This is a genomic window from Streptomyces sp. NPDC049585, from assembly GCF_040675615.1.
Taxonomy (GTDB): domain Bacteria; phylum Actinomycetota; class Actinomycetes; order Streptomycetales; family Streptomycetaceae; genus Streptomyces; species Streptomyces luteosporeus.
In genome coordinates this window covers 17,618-34,077 of the sequence record NZ_JBFAPE010000048.1, presented here as the reverse complement: position 1 = coordinate 34,077, position 16,460 = coordinate 17,618, and the positions used below count along the sequence as shown (strand labels likewise).

The window sequence follows — 16,460 nt, the reverse complement described above, 5'->3', positions numbered from 1 at the left end:
CACGGCCGTGGTCAGCTCGCTGACCGCGGTCCCGCTCGCAGGAACCTCCAGCCGGACCGTCATCGAGTACGAGACGCTAGGCGCCGTTGCCATGGGGGTACTACTTCCTTGCTTCGGTGGTGATCGGTGGTACGGATCCGGGGAACGGATCGGTGGAACGGGGTGGGGTCAGGACGCCGCGGCGGCCCGGTCGTGCGGGCGGGCCAGGTTGTCCGGGTGGAGGATCTCCTGGAGCCGCTCCGGGGTGAGCAGGCCCTTGGCCAGCACCAGGTCGTACACGGACGCGCCGGTGGTCAGCGCCTCCTGGGCGACGGCGGTGGCCTGCTCGTAGCCGATGTGCGGGTTGAGCGCGGTGGCCAGGCCGATGGACTGGCCCACGAGCTGCGCCAGGTGCTCGCGGTTGGCGGTGATGCCGCTGACGCAGCGCTCGGCCAGCGTCAGGCAGCCGGCCCGCAGGTGCGCCAGGCTCTTGAGGAGGCTGTGGGCGATGACCGGCTCGAACGCGTTGAGCTGGAGCTGACCGGACTCGGCGGCCATGGTCACCGTCACGTCGTTGCCGACGACCTCGAAGGCGATCTGGTTGACCACCTCGGGGATCACCGGGTTGACCTTGCCCGGCATGATGCTGGAGCCGGCCTGAACCGGCGGCAGGTTGATCTCGGCCAGGCCGGCGCGCGGGCCGCACGAGAGCAGCCGAAGATCGTTGCAAGTCTTGGAGAGCTTGACGGCGATCCGCTTGAGGACACCGGAGAGCTGGACGAACGCGCCCATGTCCTGGGTGGCCTCGACGAGGTCGCCGGCCACGCTCAGCGGCAGACCGGTCAGCGCGCCCAGGTGGCCGCAGGCCGCCTCGGCGTAGCGGGGGTGGGCGTTGAGGCCGGTGCCGATCGCGGTGCCGCCGAGGTTGATCTCGCCGAGCAGGGCGCACGCCTCGCGCAGGCGCTCCCGGTCCTCCGCCAGCATCACGGCGTACGCCGCGAACTCCTGGCCGAGCGTCATCGGCACCGCGTCCTGCAGCTGCGTGCGGCCCATCTTCAGCACGTCGCGGAACTCGTCGGCCTTCGCCGCGAAGGCCGTGCGCAGCACCTCCATGGCCTCCAGCAGCCGGGCGGCGGACAGCTGCAGGGCGATGCGGACGGCTGTGGGGTAGACGTCGTTGGTGCTCTGCCCGGCGTTGACGTCCTCCAGCGGGTGGAGGTGGCGGTACTCGCCCCTGGCGTGGCCGAGGAGCTCCAGCGCCCGGTTGGCGACGACCTCGTTGGCGTTCATGTTGGTGGAGGTGCCGGCCCCGCCCTGGACGACGTCCACGACGAACTGCTCGTGCAGTTTTCCGGCGCGGATCTCCTCGCAGGCCGTCACGACGGCGTCCGCCTTGCGCGCCTCCAGCAGGCCCAGGTCGCGGTTGGCCATGGCGGCGGCCTGCTTGACGCAGGCCAGGGCGACGACGAGGTCGGGGTGGGCGGAGATCGGCGTACCGGTGATGGGGAAGTTCTCCACGGCCCGCAGCGTGTGCACGCCGTAGTACGCGGCTGCGGGGACGTCCCGGTCGCCCAGGAGGTCGTGCTCGGTGCGCACCTGCGCGGGGTCGTGCGTGGGGGCGGGGGCGGATGCGGGCATGACGGATCCGATCACGTGCGTGGGGGGGGAGAGTTGGAGGGGGGAGGGTGGTCAGGCCGCGACGCCCGCCGGAGCGGCGGCGGTGGCGCCGAGCACATGGCGCAGCGCACGGGCGCGCTCGGCCGGGTCGGTCGAGGACAGGACGGCACCGAGCACGGCGATCCGCGCCTGACCGGCGCGCAGGGTGCCGGTCAGGACCGCGCCGCCGGCGACCAGGTCCACCGCGCCGCCGTGGGTGTAGATCTCCGCGACCGGGCCGGTGGGCACCCGCGTGGTGAGGGCGACCAGGACGCCCCGGGCGACGGCCGCCTCGACGGCGGCGCAGACCTCGGGGGTGGCGTTGCCCGCGCCCGTCGCCACCAGGACGACGCCCTGGGCGCCGGCCCCGACGGCGGCGTTGAACAGCAGCGGGTCCCCGTCGCAGTGGTGCATGACGACGTCCACCCGGGGCGACGCCTGCGTGACCGGGGGCAGGGGGAGCGGCGCGGGGCGCTGCGGCTGCCGGTGGACGACGACACTGCCGTCGCGGACGTCGCCGACGCGGTTGCCGGAGGGGTCGGCGAAGGCGTCGGCGGCGATCGTCTGCACCTTGACCGTGCCGCGTGCGGCGTGCACCTGGCCGTCGAAGACGATCAGGACGCCGAGGTCGCGCACGGTGGCCGCGGTCAGCAGCGCGTCGTGCAGGTTGCGCGGGCCGTCGCCGTCCGGTGCCTCGAGCGGGCGCTGGGCGCCGGTGAGGACGACCGGGCGGGGGTCGTCGTGGTACAGGTCGAGCAGGAAGGCGGACTCCTCCAGGGTGTCCGTGCCGTGCGTGACGACGATGCCGTCGACGTCGGGGTCGGCCAGCACCTCGTGCACGGTGCGCAGCAGCGTCAGCTGGTGCGCGGTGGTCAGCCGGGCGCTGTTGACGCTCATCAGGTCGACGACCCGCACGTTCACGCCCTCGGGCACGGCGGCCGTGGCCAGGACGTCCCCGCCGGCGGCGTCGGCGGCGTAGCCGGAGCCCTGCCAGCGGCTGGCGATCGTCCCGCCGGTGCTGATGACGACGACCTGTCCCACGTGCTCGCTCCTCTTGCGCTTCCTGCTGGTGATCGCGGCCGGGCGACATCGCGCAGGTGCATTTCTCGCACGTCAGTTCGCGGTCGGCGGGCCGAGGGCAACCATAAAACGAAACGCGCGCAATCGGATCGCCAAGTCGGCCGCGTTCCGCCGGTAACCGTGGTGGATAATTGCGCGATGGACCAGATCGACAGAAACATCTTGCGCGAGCTCCAGAACGACGGCCGGCTGACGATCCAGGAGCTCGCCCACCGGGTCGGGCTCACGTCCTCCCCCTGCATGCGCCGCGTCCGGCAGCTGGAGCAGGACGGAGTGATCCAGGGCTACCGGGCGGTGATCGACCCCGAGGCCGTCGGACGGGGCTTCGAGGTCCTCGTCTCCGTCGAGGTCCGGCGCGACCGGGAGGCCGTCGAGGCCTTCGAGGCGGCGCTGCAGGACATCCCCGACGTCATCGAGGCCTACCGGCTCTTCGGCAGCCCCGGCTGCCTGCTGCGCATCGCCGTCGCCGACCTCGCCGCCTACGAGCGGCTGTGGATCGAGCGCCTGACCACGCTGTCCGGCGTGACCGAGGTGAACTCGCAGATCATCATGAAGCGGGTCAAGGAGGCGCGGGGCCTGCCCGTCGACGACCGCTGACGCCCGCCGCCGGGCCCTCGCTCAGAGCGCGGGAGCCAGGGCCAGGATGGCCACGTCGTCGTGGAAGGCACGCGAGTGGCACGGCAGGTCGCCGTCGAGGAAGTCGACGACCTCGACGGGAGTGGGGGCGGGGCGCGCGCCGAAGCGCTGCCGCAGCCGGTCCAGGAGCGGGTAGAAGCCGCCGCTGTCGTCGCGGGCCTCGACGAGGCCGTCCGTGCACAGCAGCAGGACGTCGCCCGGGGCGAAGGGATGCCGGTAGGCCACGGGGCGCTCGCCGGTCAGCGCGCCCAGCCCCAGGGGCAGCGACGGCGGCCCGGTCAGCGCCGACACCTCGCCGGCGGAGATCAGCACCGGCTCGATGTGCCCCTGGTTGACGATGGTCACCTGCCGGGCGCCGGAGTCGTACTCGACGAGCGTGGCCGTGACGAACAGCTCCGCATCCTGCAGGGCGCCGGCCTCGTGCGCGATGCGCCGCTCCATGCCGGCCGCGACCTCCACCAGGTCCCCGGGCTCGAAGACGGCCTGCCGGAAGGCCCCCAGGACGTCGGCGACGGTGCGCACCGCCTGCAGGCCCTTGCCGCGGACGTCGCCGATGACGGCCCGTACGCCCGCCGGGACGGCGTGGAGGTCGAACAGGTCCCCGCCGGCCATCGTCCCCGACTCCGCCGGGCGGTACAGGCCCGCGGCCAGGACGTCGTTCACCCGGGCCGGCACCGGCCGCAGCAGCGTGCGCATCAGCGCCTCCGCCACCGAATTGACGTGCACCAGGTGGGCCTCCTGCCGCCGCCGGTACCCCGCCAGGGCCACCGACAGGACGCCCACGAGCCCGGTGCACAGGTACGCGGCGACGTAGTGCCGCTCCCACAGGTCGTGGGAGCTGCGGCCCGCGCAGCACGACGTACCGGCCAGCAGCCCCAGGAAGGTGACGGCGAAGCAGGTGGCGACGGCGACGCCCACCGGCCCCAGGGCGAAGGCCGCGACCGCGGGAAGCGCGATGAGCACGAAGCTCACCGGCCACTGCACCGGGGTCAGCGGCTCCAGCACCAGGACGGCGGCGACGTAGCCCACAGGCAGCCAGCGCATCCAGCGGGGCGGGGCGGGGGCCTGGACGCCGGCGTCGCTCAGCCGCACCGCCTTGCCGCGGTAGGCGGCCGCCCCGATGCCGCGGCGGTGCTGCCGGCTCACCCATCACTCCCCAGCGACGTGACTGCCCAGCGACGTGGTCAGGACGCATCAGCCTGCCGTGGTGCGCGGCCGCGCACCGCCATTGCTCCATCGGCGGCATGTCCCGGGGAGATCTGGGCGATTCAGCACCGCTGCGGGTGGGTAGGGGCGATTTTAAAGGTCAAGTAGTCGTTTTGCCTTGTAAAGGTCGGATGTGATGGTCTATCGGTCGATCATCTTTCGACCAGAGAAAGGGTCCCCAGGGATGCCCCTCGCGCTGCTGCGCCGTTTCCGGAACTCCCCGCGGCACTCAGGTGCCGCGCTCCCCGACGGAGCGGGCGCGCTCGACTGCCTCGTCCTGGACCCGGTGCAGTTGCCGATGCACCGCGCGGAGATATCCGTCCGGGACGCCGCCGGCCGCGAGGTCGTCCACGGGCAGAGCGACCCCCACGGCCGGTTCGCCGCGACCGTCCCGCCCGGCGAGTACGGCCTGACCGTGACGGCCGAGGGCTTCCAGCCGGTGCGCCGGACCGTCGCCTGCACGGAGCAGACGCGCACCGTCCTGGACCCGATCGGCATGGAGACCGCGCCGACGCCCGCGATGCCGGCGCCGGGGCCCTGGCGGATCGACCCCGACCACACGGCGGTGCGTTTCATCGCCCGGCACATCGGCCTCGCCGAGATCCACGGGCGGTTCAACCGGTTCCAGGGCACCTTGTGGGTCGGCGAGCGCATGGAGCACTCGCACCTCGACGTGGTGATCGACACCGCGAGCATCGACACGGGCGTCGCCCTGCGCGACGAGCACCTGCGGTCGGCGGACTTCCTGAACGTCGCCGCCTACCCCCACATGCGCTTCACCAGCGACCGCTTCGTGCACCGAGGCGGCTCGCGCTGGAGCGTGGAGGGGGTGCTGAACCTGCACGGCGTCAGCAGGAGCGTCTCCCTGGACACCCGCTACCTCGGCATCGGCACCGGCATCGCCGGCGAGACCCGGGCCGCCTGCTCGGCCGGCACCGAGCTGCACCGCGAGGACTTCACCCTCAACTGGCGCTCCATGCTGCAGCGCGGCATCGTCATGATCGGTACCACCATCAGGATCGAACTGGACATCCAGGCGGTGCCGGAGCGGGGCGAATGACGGCGTAGCCCTGCCGGGGCGATGCCGGCATCGAGGACGTCCCGGAGAAGACGAACTCCGCCAGCGGCAGCGCCCGGTGGTAGAAGTTCAGCGACGAGGGAACGCCGAAGACGTCGGCCGACGCCACGAAGAAGGGGAGTTCGGCGAGGAGATATCCCATGGCCCGCTCGATGCGTTCCCGGGTGAACGGCCCGTCGTACCCCCGGGCCGCCAGGACGTCCTTGCTCATCGCCGCGCACGTCCCCCACAGGGCGCCGTCCTCGGCCAGTGCTCGCTCGCATTGCGCGAGTTTCTCGCGATAGACGCCGTTCGCCACCAGATCCGACATCCGGTGCAGGCCGTCGGCCGCCCTCGGCCCGCCACTGTTCCTCCAGGCCCGCACCACCCGGTTGTGCAGGACATTGGTCTCGGCACGCGCCTTTTTCGCGGCACGGCGTGCGTCGTAGCCCAGGGCCGCGTACGTGTGCTCCAGTGCGGTATCCGGAACGACGACGTCGACGCGGGCGAACTCGGCGCACAACCAGCCCAGCAGATCGGTCAGCCGCGTCACGTGGAAATAGCTGTTCCCGGGGCTGACCCCGAACACCACGTGCTGCCGCCGCTCCCAGATCGCACGGCAGGACGGCGTGAACGGTTCGACGACGAAGGGCCCGCTCCGGAACACCCGGGTTTCCCGGCCGACCGCGCCTTTGTGCACCGCCGTCATGTCCATCGCCCCGTTCCCGGGTGCTCGGCGCCGGAAAGGAAGCGCCGGCGCAGCTCCTCTCGGATGATCTTTCCGGTTCCGGTGCGGGGCATGTCCGGGAAAGCGATCACGACCGGCTCGGCGAATGCGGGCAGCCCGCGCACCGCCCTCGCCCACTGCTCCTTGTCCAGTCGGCCGTCGGGCGTGGCGACGACGGGGACCGGCGGCCCGTCGGGCACCGGCAGCAGGGCCACGTCGTGTCCCACGGGCAGGCGGTCGACGAGCACGTCCTCCTGCTCCAGCCAGCTGATGCCCGGGGTGTGGTTCACCTCGCGATCCAGGAGCTTCAGGGCGCCGCTGCGGGTCTTGACGCCGATGTCGCCGGTGTTCCACCACTCGCCCACGAGTTTCTCGCTCCACCGCTCCGGCTCGCGGTAGTAGCCGATGCACCGCGCCTTGGTGCGGGCGAGCACCAGGCCCGGCCGGCCGTTGCGCACCGGCCGGAAGGTTTCCGGGTCCACCACCTTGAGCTGCACGAACCCGGGCATCGGCCGCCCCACCGTACGGGGGCCCGCCTGCTCCTCCCGCCGCTTGTTCGCCGTACGGCGCGTGATGAAGGTCATGCCCAGCCCGCCGGTCTCGGACTGCCCGTAGCCCTCGCGCCACAGCGGGAAGGGGTGCCGGGAGGCGTTGAGGAAGGTGCGAATCGTCGACCAGCGCACGGCGTCGAAGTTGCCCACGAACATGCGCACCGAGGAGAAGACGTTGTGCTCGCGCTCCTCGGCGAGCTTCTCCAGCCGGGCGAAGTCGATCGGCAGCCCCTCGATCACGGTGGGCCGGTGCTGCCGGAACAGCGGCCCGACGACCTGCGGATCGCTGTCGCTCACCAGCAGGACCTTGCCGGGGGAGAGGGTCAGCACCGAATAGATCCAGGTGAAGGCCCGGGCGTGCACGTACGGCGTGGACATCGCCACCGTGTCGCCGCGCCGGAAGGTGATCGGCGGCAGGTGCCGGCACTCCAACCGGGCCATCTGGCCCTGGAGTTTGGCCGGGGTGTACATGATGAGCTTGGGAATGCCCGTGGTGCCCGAGGTATGGGTGAGCATCATCAACTCGTCGTCGCGCCGTGGCGCGGGCACCGGATCGCTGCTTCCGTAGAGGTCGGCGAAGTCCAGTGCGCCCGGTAAGCCGCCGTCGAGGCATAACGTCCGCTCGGCGAACGCGGACAGCGCGTTCACGTCGCTTCCCTTGCCCGTCAGGAGCCGGCGGCTGCTCACCAGCAGCTTCGGCTCGACACGCTGCAGCAGGGGACGCACCGAATCGTGGGGCAGCAGGCCCGAGAGCATCACGGGGACCGCGCCGATCCTGATTCCGGCGGCGGCGAGCAACAGGCAGTCGAAATGGTTGTCCTTGTACACCGCGAACCGATCGCCGGGACCGATTCCCGCCGTGTGCAACGCGCCGGCGGCCTTGCGTACGTAGTCGGCGATTTCCTCGATGTCGAGGAGGGTCCGGCCCGCCGGATCGATATCGAGAGGGCGGCTCAGCCGGAAAATCATCGGCTTGCCGACTTCCGCCCTGCGGTCGAAGAGGAGCCCCACACCGGACTTCCACAGCCGGACGTTGCGCATCGATTCCCCCAAGTGCCGGTGGCCTGTCGAGCGGTCACGATGATCGGGGGTGACCCTAGGGTCGGCTCAAAGCGTGCGTCAAGACATCGGGATGCCTTCCGCGGCACCCGTCATCCCCTCCATGCTTTCCCGTTACCGCGCGCCGCCCGCCCAGATCCTGCGGTAGGCCGTGCGATAGCCCGGCGGGTCCCACGTCGTCGCCCCGCCGGTGTTGGCGGCGGTGGCGACGTGTGCGGGGGTCACATAACCGCTGGCGGGCGCGCCTGCGAAGGCTCGGTTGAATTCGTCGACGATCTGCCAGCCCTGTGCGGTGAGCGGCTCGGGCACGGTCGCCGTCTGGAACGCGCCCTCGTTGATGCGCTCGAACGCGGACGGGTCGCCGTCGCCCGCGCCGATGTTGTAGGGGGCGCCGGTCCCCTTCCTGCGGGCGGCCCGCAGGGCCGGGGCGGCATCGGCGAAGTACACGTCGTTGATGGCCACCGAGTGCGTCCAGCGCGCGCCGTAGCGGGACAGCAGCGAGGAGACGGCCTGCGGGGTGCGGCTGCCGGTGTCCGGCAGCGGGATGTTCTCCTCGGCCAGTAGCCGCACCCCGGGGCAGGTGGCGAGCTCGGCCCGGACCAGCTCGGACTTGTGCCGCGCGAAGGGGATCGAGGCGTCGGTGAACAGCACCGCTCCACCACGGCCCCGGGAGTGCGTGATCACCCAGTCGGCACTGGTGCGCGCGACGTCCTCCACGCGCGTCGTGACATTGGTGAACAGCGGCGGGTCCGCGCTGGGTCCCGGGTCGTCGACCGCATGCCAGCCCACGAGCACGATGTGCCGGGCCGTGGCCGCGGCCACCTGACGGGAGGTCAGACGGGGGTCGAAGCCGCCGACGACGATGCCGGCCGGCCGCAGCGTCACCGCCTCGCCGAACGCCGCCTGGATGCCGGCGGGGGTGCCCTGGCCGTCGAGCACCCGCACGCTCCAGCCGGCGGCGCGCGCGGCGTCCCGTACGCCCCGGGCCGTGCCCGCGACGCCGGGGTTGGTCATGCTCTGCGCCACGTACACCACCTCCTTGCCGCGGGTCGCCCGCGGGCCGGTCGCCGGCCCCGCCCACCGGACGTCGGTCCGCTCGGCCCGGCGGACCGCCGCGGTGGCGCGCGCCAGAGCCGTGGGGCAGCCGGCCGCCGTCGGCCGTACGGGAGAGGGCGCGGGCCCCGTCGAGACGTCCCGTTCGCAGCCGTTGAGGAGGGCGGCCGCCACCGCGAGGAGCACGGCCGCCCCCAGGGCGGTCCTGCGTCGCTCGGGCACGGGCACTCCTCGCGCGCCGTCAGGCCGTCCGCCGCCGGCGCACCTGCCGGCGGGCGGCCCAGCCGGCCAGGCCGACGGCGATGAGCAGGGTGGCGCCGTTGAACAGCGGAGTCACCCAGAACTGGGCGCCGAGCTGCTCGATGCCGGCCAGCCCGACCGCGAGGACGCTCACGGCGACCAGGGTGCCCGGGGCGTTGGCCCGGCCCGGCCGGATCGCGGTGGAGCCCAGCAGCGCCCCGACGAACGCGGGCAGCAGGTAGTCCAGGCCCACGCTCGGGTTGCCGGTCTGCTGCTCGGCGGCCAGCAGCACGCCGGCGACGCCCGTCACCAGCCCCGATCCGGTGAAGGCACAGGTGATGCAGCGCCGGGCCGGGATGCCGAGCAGGTCGGCGGCGCGGCGGTTGGAGCCGATGACGTACAGGTACCGGCCGAGGGGGAGCCGCTCCAGCAGCACCCACAGCAGCACCGTCAGGGCCAGGACGTAGAAGGCGGCGACCGGCAGCCCGAGGAGGTAGGAGTCGTACAGCGCGGTGAAGGCGGGCGGCAGCCCGTGCGGGCCGGGCACGATCCGCGCCCCGCCGGTGAGGGCGCCGGTGAAGGCGTACATGATGCTGCCGGTGCCCAGGGTGGCGATGAACGAGTCGATCCTGGCGAACTCGACGACCAGCCCGTTGACGGCCCCGGCGGCCGCCCCGCCGAGCACCACCACCAGGCAGGCGAGCGGCCAGGGCCACCCCTCGGCGACGATCAGCTGCATCGTCAGGACGTGGGCCAGGCCCAGGCCGTAGCCGATCGACAGGTCGAACCGGCCGGCCGCGATCGGCAGCGTCGCGCCCAGCGCGAGCAGGGCGGGAATCGACTGGTTGGACAGCACGGCGGAGACGTTGTCGAGCGTGGGGAACGTGTGCGGCAGCGCGAGGGAGAAGGCCGCGAACAGCACGACGGTCAGCGCCAGGAGTCCGTAGGCGCCCACCAGGTGCCCGACCCGGTGTCCCGGCGGGTGCCGCAGCCGGGCGCTCACCCGTGCGTCCCGGTCACGGCGGGCATGGCCGAGGCGGCGCGCGTCAGGGCGGTGACGGTCAGCGCGCGGCCGGCCGGGCGGGCCGTGACGGATCCGCGCACGAAGACCAGCGCCCGGTGGCAGACGTCGGCGATCTCCTCGAAGTCGGTGGAGACCAGCAGGACGGCGAGCCCGTCGGCGAGCGCCTCCCCGAGCAGGCGGTGGACCGCGGCCCGCGCGCCGACGTCGATCCCCGCGGTCGGCTCCTCCAGGACCAGCAGCCGCAGGTGCTGCGGCAGCCACCGGCCGAGGACGACTTTTTGCTGGTTGCCCCCGGAGAGCGCGGCGATCGGCACCTCGGTGTCGGACGGGCGCACCCCGAGCCGTTCGACCAGCGCCGCGGCCCTCGCCCGTTCGGCCGCGGTGCCGATCCGGTGCGGGCCCCGCCGGCCGCCGGCGGGCGGCCCGGCCAGGAGGTTCTCCCGTACGGTCAGCTCGGCGGCGCACCCCTCCTCCAGGCGGTTGCTGGTCACCAGGCCGACGCCGGCGCCCACCGCGGCCGCCACCGATGCAGGCCGGTAGGGCCGCCCGTCGAGCAGGACGCGCCCGCCCAGCAGCGGACCGCAGCCGGCCAGGGCCCGGCCCACCGCCGCATGCCCGGACCCGGTCAGCCCCGCCAGGCCCACGACCTCGCCGGGACGCACCCTCAGCTCCAGGGGCCCGGTCTGCTCGGTGCGCACGCCGTCGAGGGTCAGCACGGCCGGCCCCGGGGCCGGGGCGGCGAAGCGGTGCCGGCCGCCGGGGTCGTGGCCGACGATGTCGTGCACCAGGCGGGCCGGGTCGTGGCCGGCGACCGGCCCCCCGCCGACCAGGCGCCCGTCGCGCAGCACGGCGAAGGTGTCGGCGACCTCGTACACCTCGTCCAGCCGGTGGGTGACGAAGACGACGGCCCGGCCGCGGTCGCGCAGGGCGTGCAGGAGGGCGAACAGGCGCGCGCAGTCCGCCGCGGGCAGGCTCGCGGTCGGTTCGTCCAGGACGACGACCGGGGCCCGGGTGGCCAGGGCCCGGGCGATGGCCACCAGTGAGCGCTCGGCCCGCGGCAGGCCGGCGACGGCGGCGTCCGGGTCCAGGTGCGCGGCGACGAGATCCAGGGCCTCGGCGCACCGGGCGCGGGTGCGGGACCAGGAGATCAGGCCCCCGCGGCGGGCGTAGCCGACGCCCAGGGCGATGTTCTCGGCGACCGTCATCCACGCGACGAGCCCGAGGTCCTGGTGGATGAAGGACATGGCGCGCGAGGCCGCCTCCGAGCCGAGCGGGTGCCCGGCGACGGTCACCTCGCCCGCGTCCGCGCGGTGGACGCCCGCGAGCACCTTGATGAGTGTGGACTTGCCCGCGCCGTTGGCGCCGAGCAGGGCCAGGACGCTGCCGGGGCGGATGTCGAGGTCGACCCCGTCCAGCGCGCGGGTGCCGCCGAACCGCTTGCCGAGGCCGCGGATGCGCACGAGGGGCTCCGGGGGCCGCATGCCCGTCATGCTACGACCCCTTTCGCCCGCTGTGCCGGATGGAGCGTCAGATTGCCGGTATGTCGTCGAAGGAGGCGAGTGCGAGGTGCGCGTCCAGGTCCTTGCCGGCGGCCGTCTCCAGCGGGCACTCCGCCCAGATGACCTTGCCGCCCGGGGTGTAGCGGGTGCCCCAGGACTGCGAGAGCTGGGCGACCAGGAACAGCCCGCGGCCGCCCTCGTCGGTGCTCGCCGCGTGCCGCAGGTGCGGGGCGGTACTGCTGCCGTCGGAGACCTCGCAGGTCAGGGTGCGGTCGTACAGCAGGCGCACCTGGATGGGGGTGCTGCCGTAGCGGATGGCGTTGGTGGCCAGCTCGCTCAGCAGCAGCTCGGTGGAGAAGGCCAGTTCCTCCAGCCCCCACTCGGTCAGCTTGGCGGTGACGGCGGAGCGCACGGAGGAGACCAGCGCCGGATCGGCGGGCAGGTCCCATGCGGCGATCCGGTTCGGATCCAGGACGTGGGTGCGGGCGACCAGCAGCGCGATGTCGTCCGCAGGATGCTCGGGGACCACCGCCTCCACGACGGCCCGGCAGGTGTCCTCGGGCGGCCTGCTGGGGTGGGCCAGGGCCCGGCGCAGCAGCTCCAGGACGGTGTCGAAGTCGCGTTCGCGGTCCTCGATGAGTCCGTCCGTGTACAGCACCAGCTGGCTGCCCTCGGGCAGATGGAACGTGGCGGTCTCGAAGGGCAGTCCGCCCAGCCCGAGCGGCGGGCCGGCGGGCAGGTCGGGGAAGACGACCGTGCCGTCGGGGCGCACCAGGGCGGGCGGGCAGTGCCCGGCCCGGGCCATGACGCACTCCTGCGAGGTGGGGTCGTAGACGGCGTACAGGCAGGTCGCGCCGATGATGCCGGTCAGGCCCGTGGTGGCACCCCCGCCGCACTCCTCCCGGTCCAGGCGCCCGACGAGGTTGTCGAGGTGGGTGAGGACCTCGTCCGGGGGCATGTCCAGCTCGGCGAAGTTGCGCGCGGCGGTGCGCAGCCGGCCCATGGTGGCCGCGGCGTGCAGGCCGTGGCCGACGACGTCCCCGACCACGAGGGCCACGCGTGTGCCGGACAGCGGGATGACGTCGAACCAGTCGCCGCCGACCCCGGACTCGGCCGGCATGTAGCGGTGTGCGACCTCGACCGCGTTCTGCTCGGGGAAGGACTGCGGCAGCAGGCTGCGCTGCAGGGCCAGCACCACCGCGTGCTCGCGGGTGTACCGGCGCGCGTTGTCGATGCAGATCGCGGCCCGCGTGGCCAGCTCCTGCGCCAGCGAGCAGTCGTCGTCGCCGAAGGGGGCCGGATCGCGGGCGCGGTAGAAGCTCGCGATGCCCAGCACCATGCCCCGGGCCAGCAGCGGCACGGCGATCAGGGAGTGCACGGTGTGGGCGAGGATGCGCCGGGCCTTCGTACGGTCCTGGGCGATCCACCCGGGGGCGGCGCGCAGGTCGGGCTCCAGCACGGTGCGCCGGGTGCTCAGGCACCGCAGCTGCGGGGTGGTCGGCTGCAGGTCCACGCGCCCGCCCGCCGGGTAGAAGGGGCAGTCGCCGCGGATGCCGTGCACCACGGCGCGGTACAGGTCCTTGGTGGGATCGGCCGGCTCGTCGCCGCGCAGCACCGCCTCCGGCAGGTCGACGGTGACGAAGTCCGCCAGGCGCGGCACGGCCGTCTCGGCCAGCTCCTGCGCGGTGCGCGTGACGTCCAAGGTCGTGCCGATGCGGCTGCTGGCCTCGGAGAGCAGCTCCAGGCGGCGCCGGGCCGCCACCGCGTACGTCCCCACCCCCGGCTCGCCGACCATGACCAGCTCGCCCGCGTCCTCGCCGTCCTCGTGCGGTGCCGCGGGCCGCGGCGGGGCCTTGGGCACGCTCTCGGTCAGGGACTGCCGGCCCAGCAGCCGGGCGGGCCCGCCGGCCACCGGCGCCGTCGGCTCCGGGACGACGGCCAGACGCTCGTTCCGGGCGGGCAGGACCGCCTCCACGGCCAGGCCCTCCACACCGGAGGGGCTGGTCACCGGGCGGCTGAGCAGGGTCACCCGCCGCCCGCCGGGCAGGGACACCGCCAGCGCGGCCCGCTGGCCCGAGGAGATCAGCTCGGCGGCCTTCTCCTTGAGGATCATCTGGTCGCGCCAGTCCAGTCCGCTCGCCGCCAGCTCGCCCAGGCGCGCGTCGCCGTCCGGCAGCAGCCGCCGGGCATCGAAGTACGCCTGCAGCAGGGCCCTTTCGCGCCCCGTGCTCTGTTCGAGCAGCCGCTGCTCGATGGCGCCGGCCGCCCTGCGGATCACGGTGTCCAGCCCGCCGTCCACGTCCGTGTACGGATAGCCGAAGCACAGCACGCCCTCGATGCGCCCGCTGAGCAGGTCCCGCACGGGGATCGCGGAGCAGGCGTTGGACTGGGAGCGCTCGGCGAAGTGCTCGGCGCCGTAGACGTTGGTCAGCTGCCGTTCGGCGAGGGCCAGGCCGATGCCGTTGGTCCCCGCGTACTTCTCGGCGAACACGAAGCCCGGCACGCTCTGGATCGCCGGCAGGCGCCGGGCCAGGGAGGCCGTGCCGAAGCGGCGCTGCAGCACCGCGCCGCGCCCGTCGGCGAGGCAGATGTTCATGTCGCGATCGGTGAAGCGGGCCTGCAGCCGGTCCATGACGGGCGCTGCCGCGCGGACCAGGCGACCGTCCAGGTCCAGGTCCTGCACGTACGGCAGCTCGCAGCCGTCCGGCGACAGCCCCAGCTGCCGGCTGCGCTCCCAGGAGCTGAGGATGGGGCCGCGCACGGCCTCCTCGACCGTCCCGCCGCGGAAGAACCTCTCACGGGCGAGCACCGGCCCGATGTCCTCCGCGACGAGGCCCATCCGGATCACTTCCCGTACGACACTGCGGAAGTCGCTCGACGTTCTATTTTAAATCGTCCCGCACGGCTCGCCGGGCGGGCGGCGGTCACGGTCGGCTGCGCACCGTCCACGCTCAGAGAACCGCCACCGGATTGACCGGAGATCCCGTGCCGCCGGGGACGTTCAGCGGGGCCACCACGCACAGGAACGCGTACCGGCCCGCCTCCGCGCAGGCCGCCGCCAGCGCCTCCAGGTCGAGGTTGTCCAGCAGCGGAACCCCCATCGCGGCCACTGCCAGGGCGTGCACGGGGGAGTGCACGCCCTCCACCGGCGAGGGCCGCACGTCGTTGTCGCCGTCGGCGCCGAGCAGCGCGATGCCGCGCTCGGCCAGCAGCGGTACCGCATGGACGTGCAGGCCCGCACCGGCCTCGTCGGCGTCCCAGGCACCCAGGCGGCGACGCCGCCGGAACCTGCCGGTCCGCACCAGCAGGGCGTCCCCCTCGCCGATGCGCACGCCGTGCGCGGCCTCCGCCGCCAGCAGATCCGCGGCGTGCACGGCCTGCCCGGGCTCCAGCCAGTCGGCCCCCTGCACCGCGGGCAGGTCCAGCAGCACCCCGCGCGTCACCAGCGGGCCCAGGGCCGCGACGTCGCCGAAGCGGGCCCCCGCCGCGCCCACCAGGTGCCCGGCCTCGCCCCCGCCGTACAACCGCCCGTCGTAGGCGACGTGGCACAGGGCGTCGAGGTGGCTGACGCCCTTGCCGTGGTAGTCGGCGCCGATGAAGTCCTTGTGGGTGGCGGGCTCGGGAGGCTCGACGTCACCGAGGTCGGACATGTAGTGCAGGGCGGGCCTGCGGTTGTCCGGACCGCAGACGGTGTTCCACGGCAACCCCATCGCCACGACCGTCCCCGACCGCACCAGCTCCACCGCCCGCCGGACCTGTTCGGGGCCGACCCGCCCGAACGCCCCGCGCCCGGCGTCCGCCCAGCGCCCCCACGTCCGCAGCTGCGCGAAGAGCGTGTCGAACTCCGCCCGCGCGACGGCCGGGGACGACCCGGGGGCAAGGCTGCTCACCTGCCCCAGTGTGACCGCACCCCGGGCGCCCGGCACGCCGGATGCCTGAGTACGCGATCTGAGTACGGGCACTCAGGCCGCAGCCCCGCCCGGAGGGAAGGCTGGAGGCCATGACCAGCCCGATGCCGCCCTCCTCCCAGCCGTACCACCCGCCCTACCCCGCCCATGCGCCCGTCCCGCCCCCGGCTCCCCGGCCTGCACGGCGCACCGCGATGATCGCCGGCGCCACCGCCCTGGCCGTGCTGCTCGCCGCCGGCGGCGCGCTCACCTGGTGGCTGACGCGCGAGGAGGACGACTCCCCCCTGGCCGGCCGGCCCCGGGTGGAGGACACCCGGGCCGGGCTGTCCTACGCGATACCCGCGGGCTGGCAGCACGACGCGGCCAAGGACGCCGGCCTGATGAGCGCCTTCACCTCACAGATCGTCAGGAAGCCGGACGCCGCAGCGGACCACGACACGATGGGCGCCACCGTCATGGCCGGGCGGTCCGGGCGGGTCGTTGCGCCCTCCGCCCTGCCGCAGCAGACCGAGCGCGCGGCCCGGTCGAACGCCGAGTTCTTCTTCCCCGACCAGCCGGCGACGCTGGAGGACTCCCGCCCGGGGCAGGTCGGCGACCAGCCGGCCCACACGGTCACGGTGAAGATCACCGACCGCAAGGGCACCACCGCGCACCTGAGGATGACCGTGGTCACCGTCGACCACCGCCGCACCTCCTTCGTCCTGGGCCTCAGCGGCGACGCCCCCGGCGCCCGGGCCGGCCAGGAGGTCGACGCGGTGCTGCGCAGCACCGCGGTCCGCTGACAG

13 protein-coding genes are annotated in these 16,460 nt (G+C 73.7%); 3 read left to right on the top strand and 10 right to left on the bottom strand.

Going from position 1 to position 16,460, the window contains the following annotated elements:
- Positions 1-168: 168 nt before the first annotated feature.
- Together aspA and AB0K17_RS28945 are read right to left on the bottom strand one after the other, a co-directional pair.
- Positions 169-1,617, bottom strand: a complete 1,449-nt coding sequence (aspA, locus tag AB0K17_RS28950; RefSeq protein ID WP_365968695.1) for an aspartate ammonia-lyase — start codon at positions 1,615-1,617, stop codon at positions 169-171.
- A 51-nt stretch (positions 1,618-1,668) separates the two neighbouring features.
- The gene (locus AB0K17_RS28945) at positions 1,669-2,676 is read right to left on the bottom strand and encodes an asparaginase (protein WP_365968694.1); all 1,008 of its coding nucleotides are present in this window, start codon (positions 2,674-2,676) and stop codon (positions 1,669-1,671) included.
- A gap of 177 nt (positions 2,677-2,853) precedes the next feature.
- On the opposite strand from AB0K17_RS28945, the gene AB0K17_RS28940 reads away from it, so the two are divergent.
- On the top strand, positions 2,854-3,312 hold the full coding sequence (locus tag AB0K17_RS28940; protein WP_365968693.1) for an Lrp/AsnC family transcriptional regulator: 459 nt from the start codon (positions 2,854-2,856) through the stop codon (positions 3,310-3,312).
- A gap of 21 nt (positions 3,313-3,333) precedes the next feature.
- On the opposite strand, the gene AB0K17_RS28935 is transcribed toward AB0K17_RS28940, so the two are convergent.
- On the bottom strand, positions 3,334-4,497 hold the full coding sequence (locus AB0K17_RS28935) for a PP2C family protein-serine/threonine phosphatase (protein ID WP_365968692.1): 1,164 nt from the start codon (positions 4,495-4,497) through the stop codon (positions 3,334-3,336).
- 244 nt (positions 4,498-4,741) lie between these two features.
- Between AB0K17_RS28935 and AB0K17_RS28930 the strand changes: the two genes are divergently transcribed.
- Positions 4,742-5,617 carry a YceI family protein gene (locus AB0K17_RS28930; RefSeq protein WP_365968691.1) on the top strand — a complete coding sequence of 292 codons (876 nt, stop codon included), beginning with the start codon at positions 4,742-4,744 and terminating at the stop codon, positions 5,615-5,617.
- Here AB0K17_RS28930 and AB0K17_RS28925 read toward each other — a convergent pair.
- From AB0K17_RS28925 to AB0K17_RS28895, 7 genes are all read right to left on the bottom strand, one after another.
- Positions 5,571-6,281, bottom strand: coding sequence for a tRNA-dependent cyclodipeptide synthase (locus AB0K17_RS28925; protein ID WP_365968690.1), 711 nt, complete (start codon positions 6,279-6,281; stop codon positions 5,571-5,573). The genes AB0K17_RS28930 and AB0K17_RS28925 overlap by 47 nt on opposite strands.
- Before the next feature lie 38 nt (positions 6,282-6,319).
- The gene (locus AB0K17_RS28920) at positions 6,320-7,933 is read right to left on the bottom strand and encodes a class I adenylate-forming enzyme family protein (RefSeq protein ID WP_365984792.1); all 1,614 of its coding nucleotides are present in this window, start codon (positions 7,931-7,933) and stop codon (positions 6,320-6,322) included.
- A 132-nt stretch (positions 7,934-8,065) separates the two neighbouring features.
- Entirely contained in the window at positions 8,066-9,226 is a 1,161-nt protein-coding gene (locus AB0K17_RS28915; RefSeq protein WP_365984791.1) for a substrate-binding domain-containing protein, read from the bottom strand.
- A gap of 19 nt (positions 9,227-9,245) precedes the next feature.
- Positions 9,246-10,247: an ABC transporter permease gene (locus tag AB0K17_RS28910; protein WP_365968687.1), complete on the bottom strand. Its 1,002-nt coding sequence runs from the start codon at positions 10,245-10,247 to the stop codon at positions 9,246-9,248.
- Positions 10,244-11,749 (bottom strand): sugar ABC transporter ATP-binding protein, encoded by a 1,506-nt coding sequence (locus AB0K17_RS28905; protein ID WP_365984790.1) that lies wholly within the window; start codon positions 11,747-11,749, stop codon positions 10,244-10,246. Before AB0K17_RS28905 ends, AB0K17_RS28910 begins: the two co-directional genes overlap by 4 nt.
- 46 nt (positions 11,750-11,795) lie before the next feature.
- The gene (locus tag AB0K17_RS28900) at positions 11,796-14,606 is read right to left on the bottom strand and encodes a SpoIIE family protein phosphatase (protein WP_365984793.1); all 2,811 of its coding nucleotides are present in this window, start codon (positions 14,604-14,606) and stop codon (positions 11,796-11,798) included.
- A gap of 112 nt (positions 14,607-14,718) precedes the next feature.
- Entirely contained in the window at positions 14,719-15,657 is a 939-nt protein-coding gene (locus tag AB0K17_RS28895; RefSeq protein WP_365984789.1) for a cyclase family protein, read from the bottom strand.
- 110 nt (positions 15,658-15,767) lie between these two features.
- On the opposite strand from AB0K17_RS28895, the gene AB0K17_RS28890 reads away from it, so the two are divergent.
- Positions 15,768-16,457 carry a hypothetical protein gene (locus AB0K17_RS28890; RefSeq protein ID WP_365984788.1) on the top strand — a complete coding sequence of 230 codons (690 nt, stop codon included), beginning with the start codon at positions 15,768-15,770 and terminating at the stop codon, positions 16,455-16,457.
- The last annotated feature ends 3 nt before the right edge of the window (positions 16,458-16,460 follow it).

Excerpts from the sequence above, each read along its gene's own strand:
- aspA (WP_365968695.1), bottom strand. The coding sequence starts at position 1,617 with ATGCCCGCATCCGCCCCCGCCCCCACGCACGACCCCGCGCAGGTGCGC.
- AB0K17_RS28940 (WP_365968693.1), top strand. The coding sequence starts at position 2,854 with ATGGACCAGATCGACAGAAACATCTTGCGCGAGCTCCAGAACGACGGC.
- AB0K17_RS28930 (WP_365968691.1), top strand. The coding sequence starts at position 4,742 with ATGCCCCTCGCGCTGCTGCGCCGTTTCCGGAACTCCCCGCGGCACTCA.
- AB0K17_RS28920 (WP_365984792.1), bottom strand. The coding sequence starts at position 7,933 with ATGCGCAACGTCCGGCTGTGGAAGTCCGGTGTGGGGCTCCTCTTCGAC.
- AB0K17_RS28905 (WP_365984790.1), bottom strand. The coding sequence starts at position 11,749 with ATGCGGCCCCCGGAGCCCCTCGTGCGCATCCGCGGCCTCGGCAAGCGG.
- AB0K17_RS28900 (WP_365984793.1), bottom strand. The coding sequence starts at position 14,606 with ATGGGCCTCGTCGCGGAGGACATCGGGCCGGTGCTCGCCCGTGAGAGG.
- AB0K17_RS28890 (WP_365984788.1), top strand. The coding sequence starts at position 15,768 with ATGACCAGCCCGATGCCGCCCTCCTCCCAGCCGTACCACCCGCCCTAC.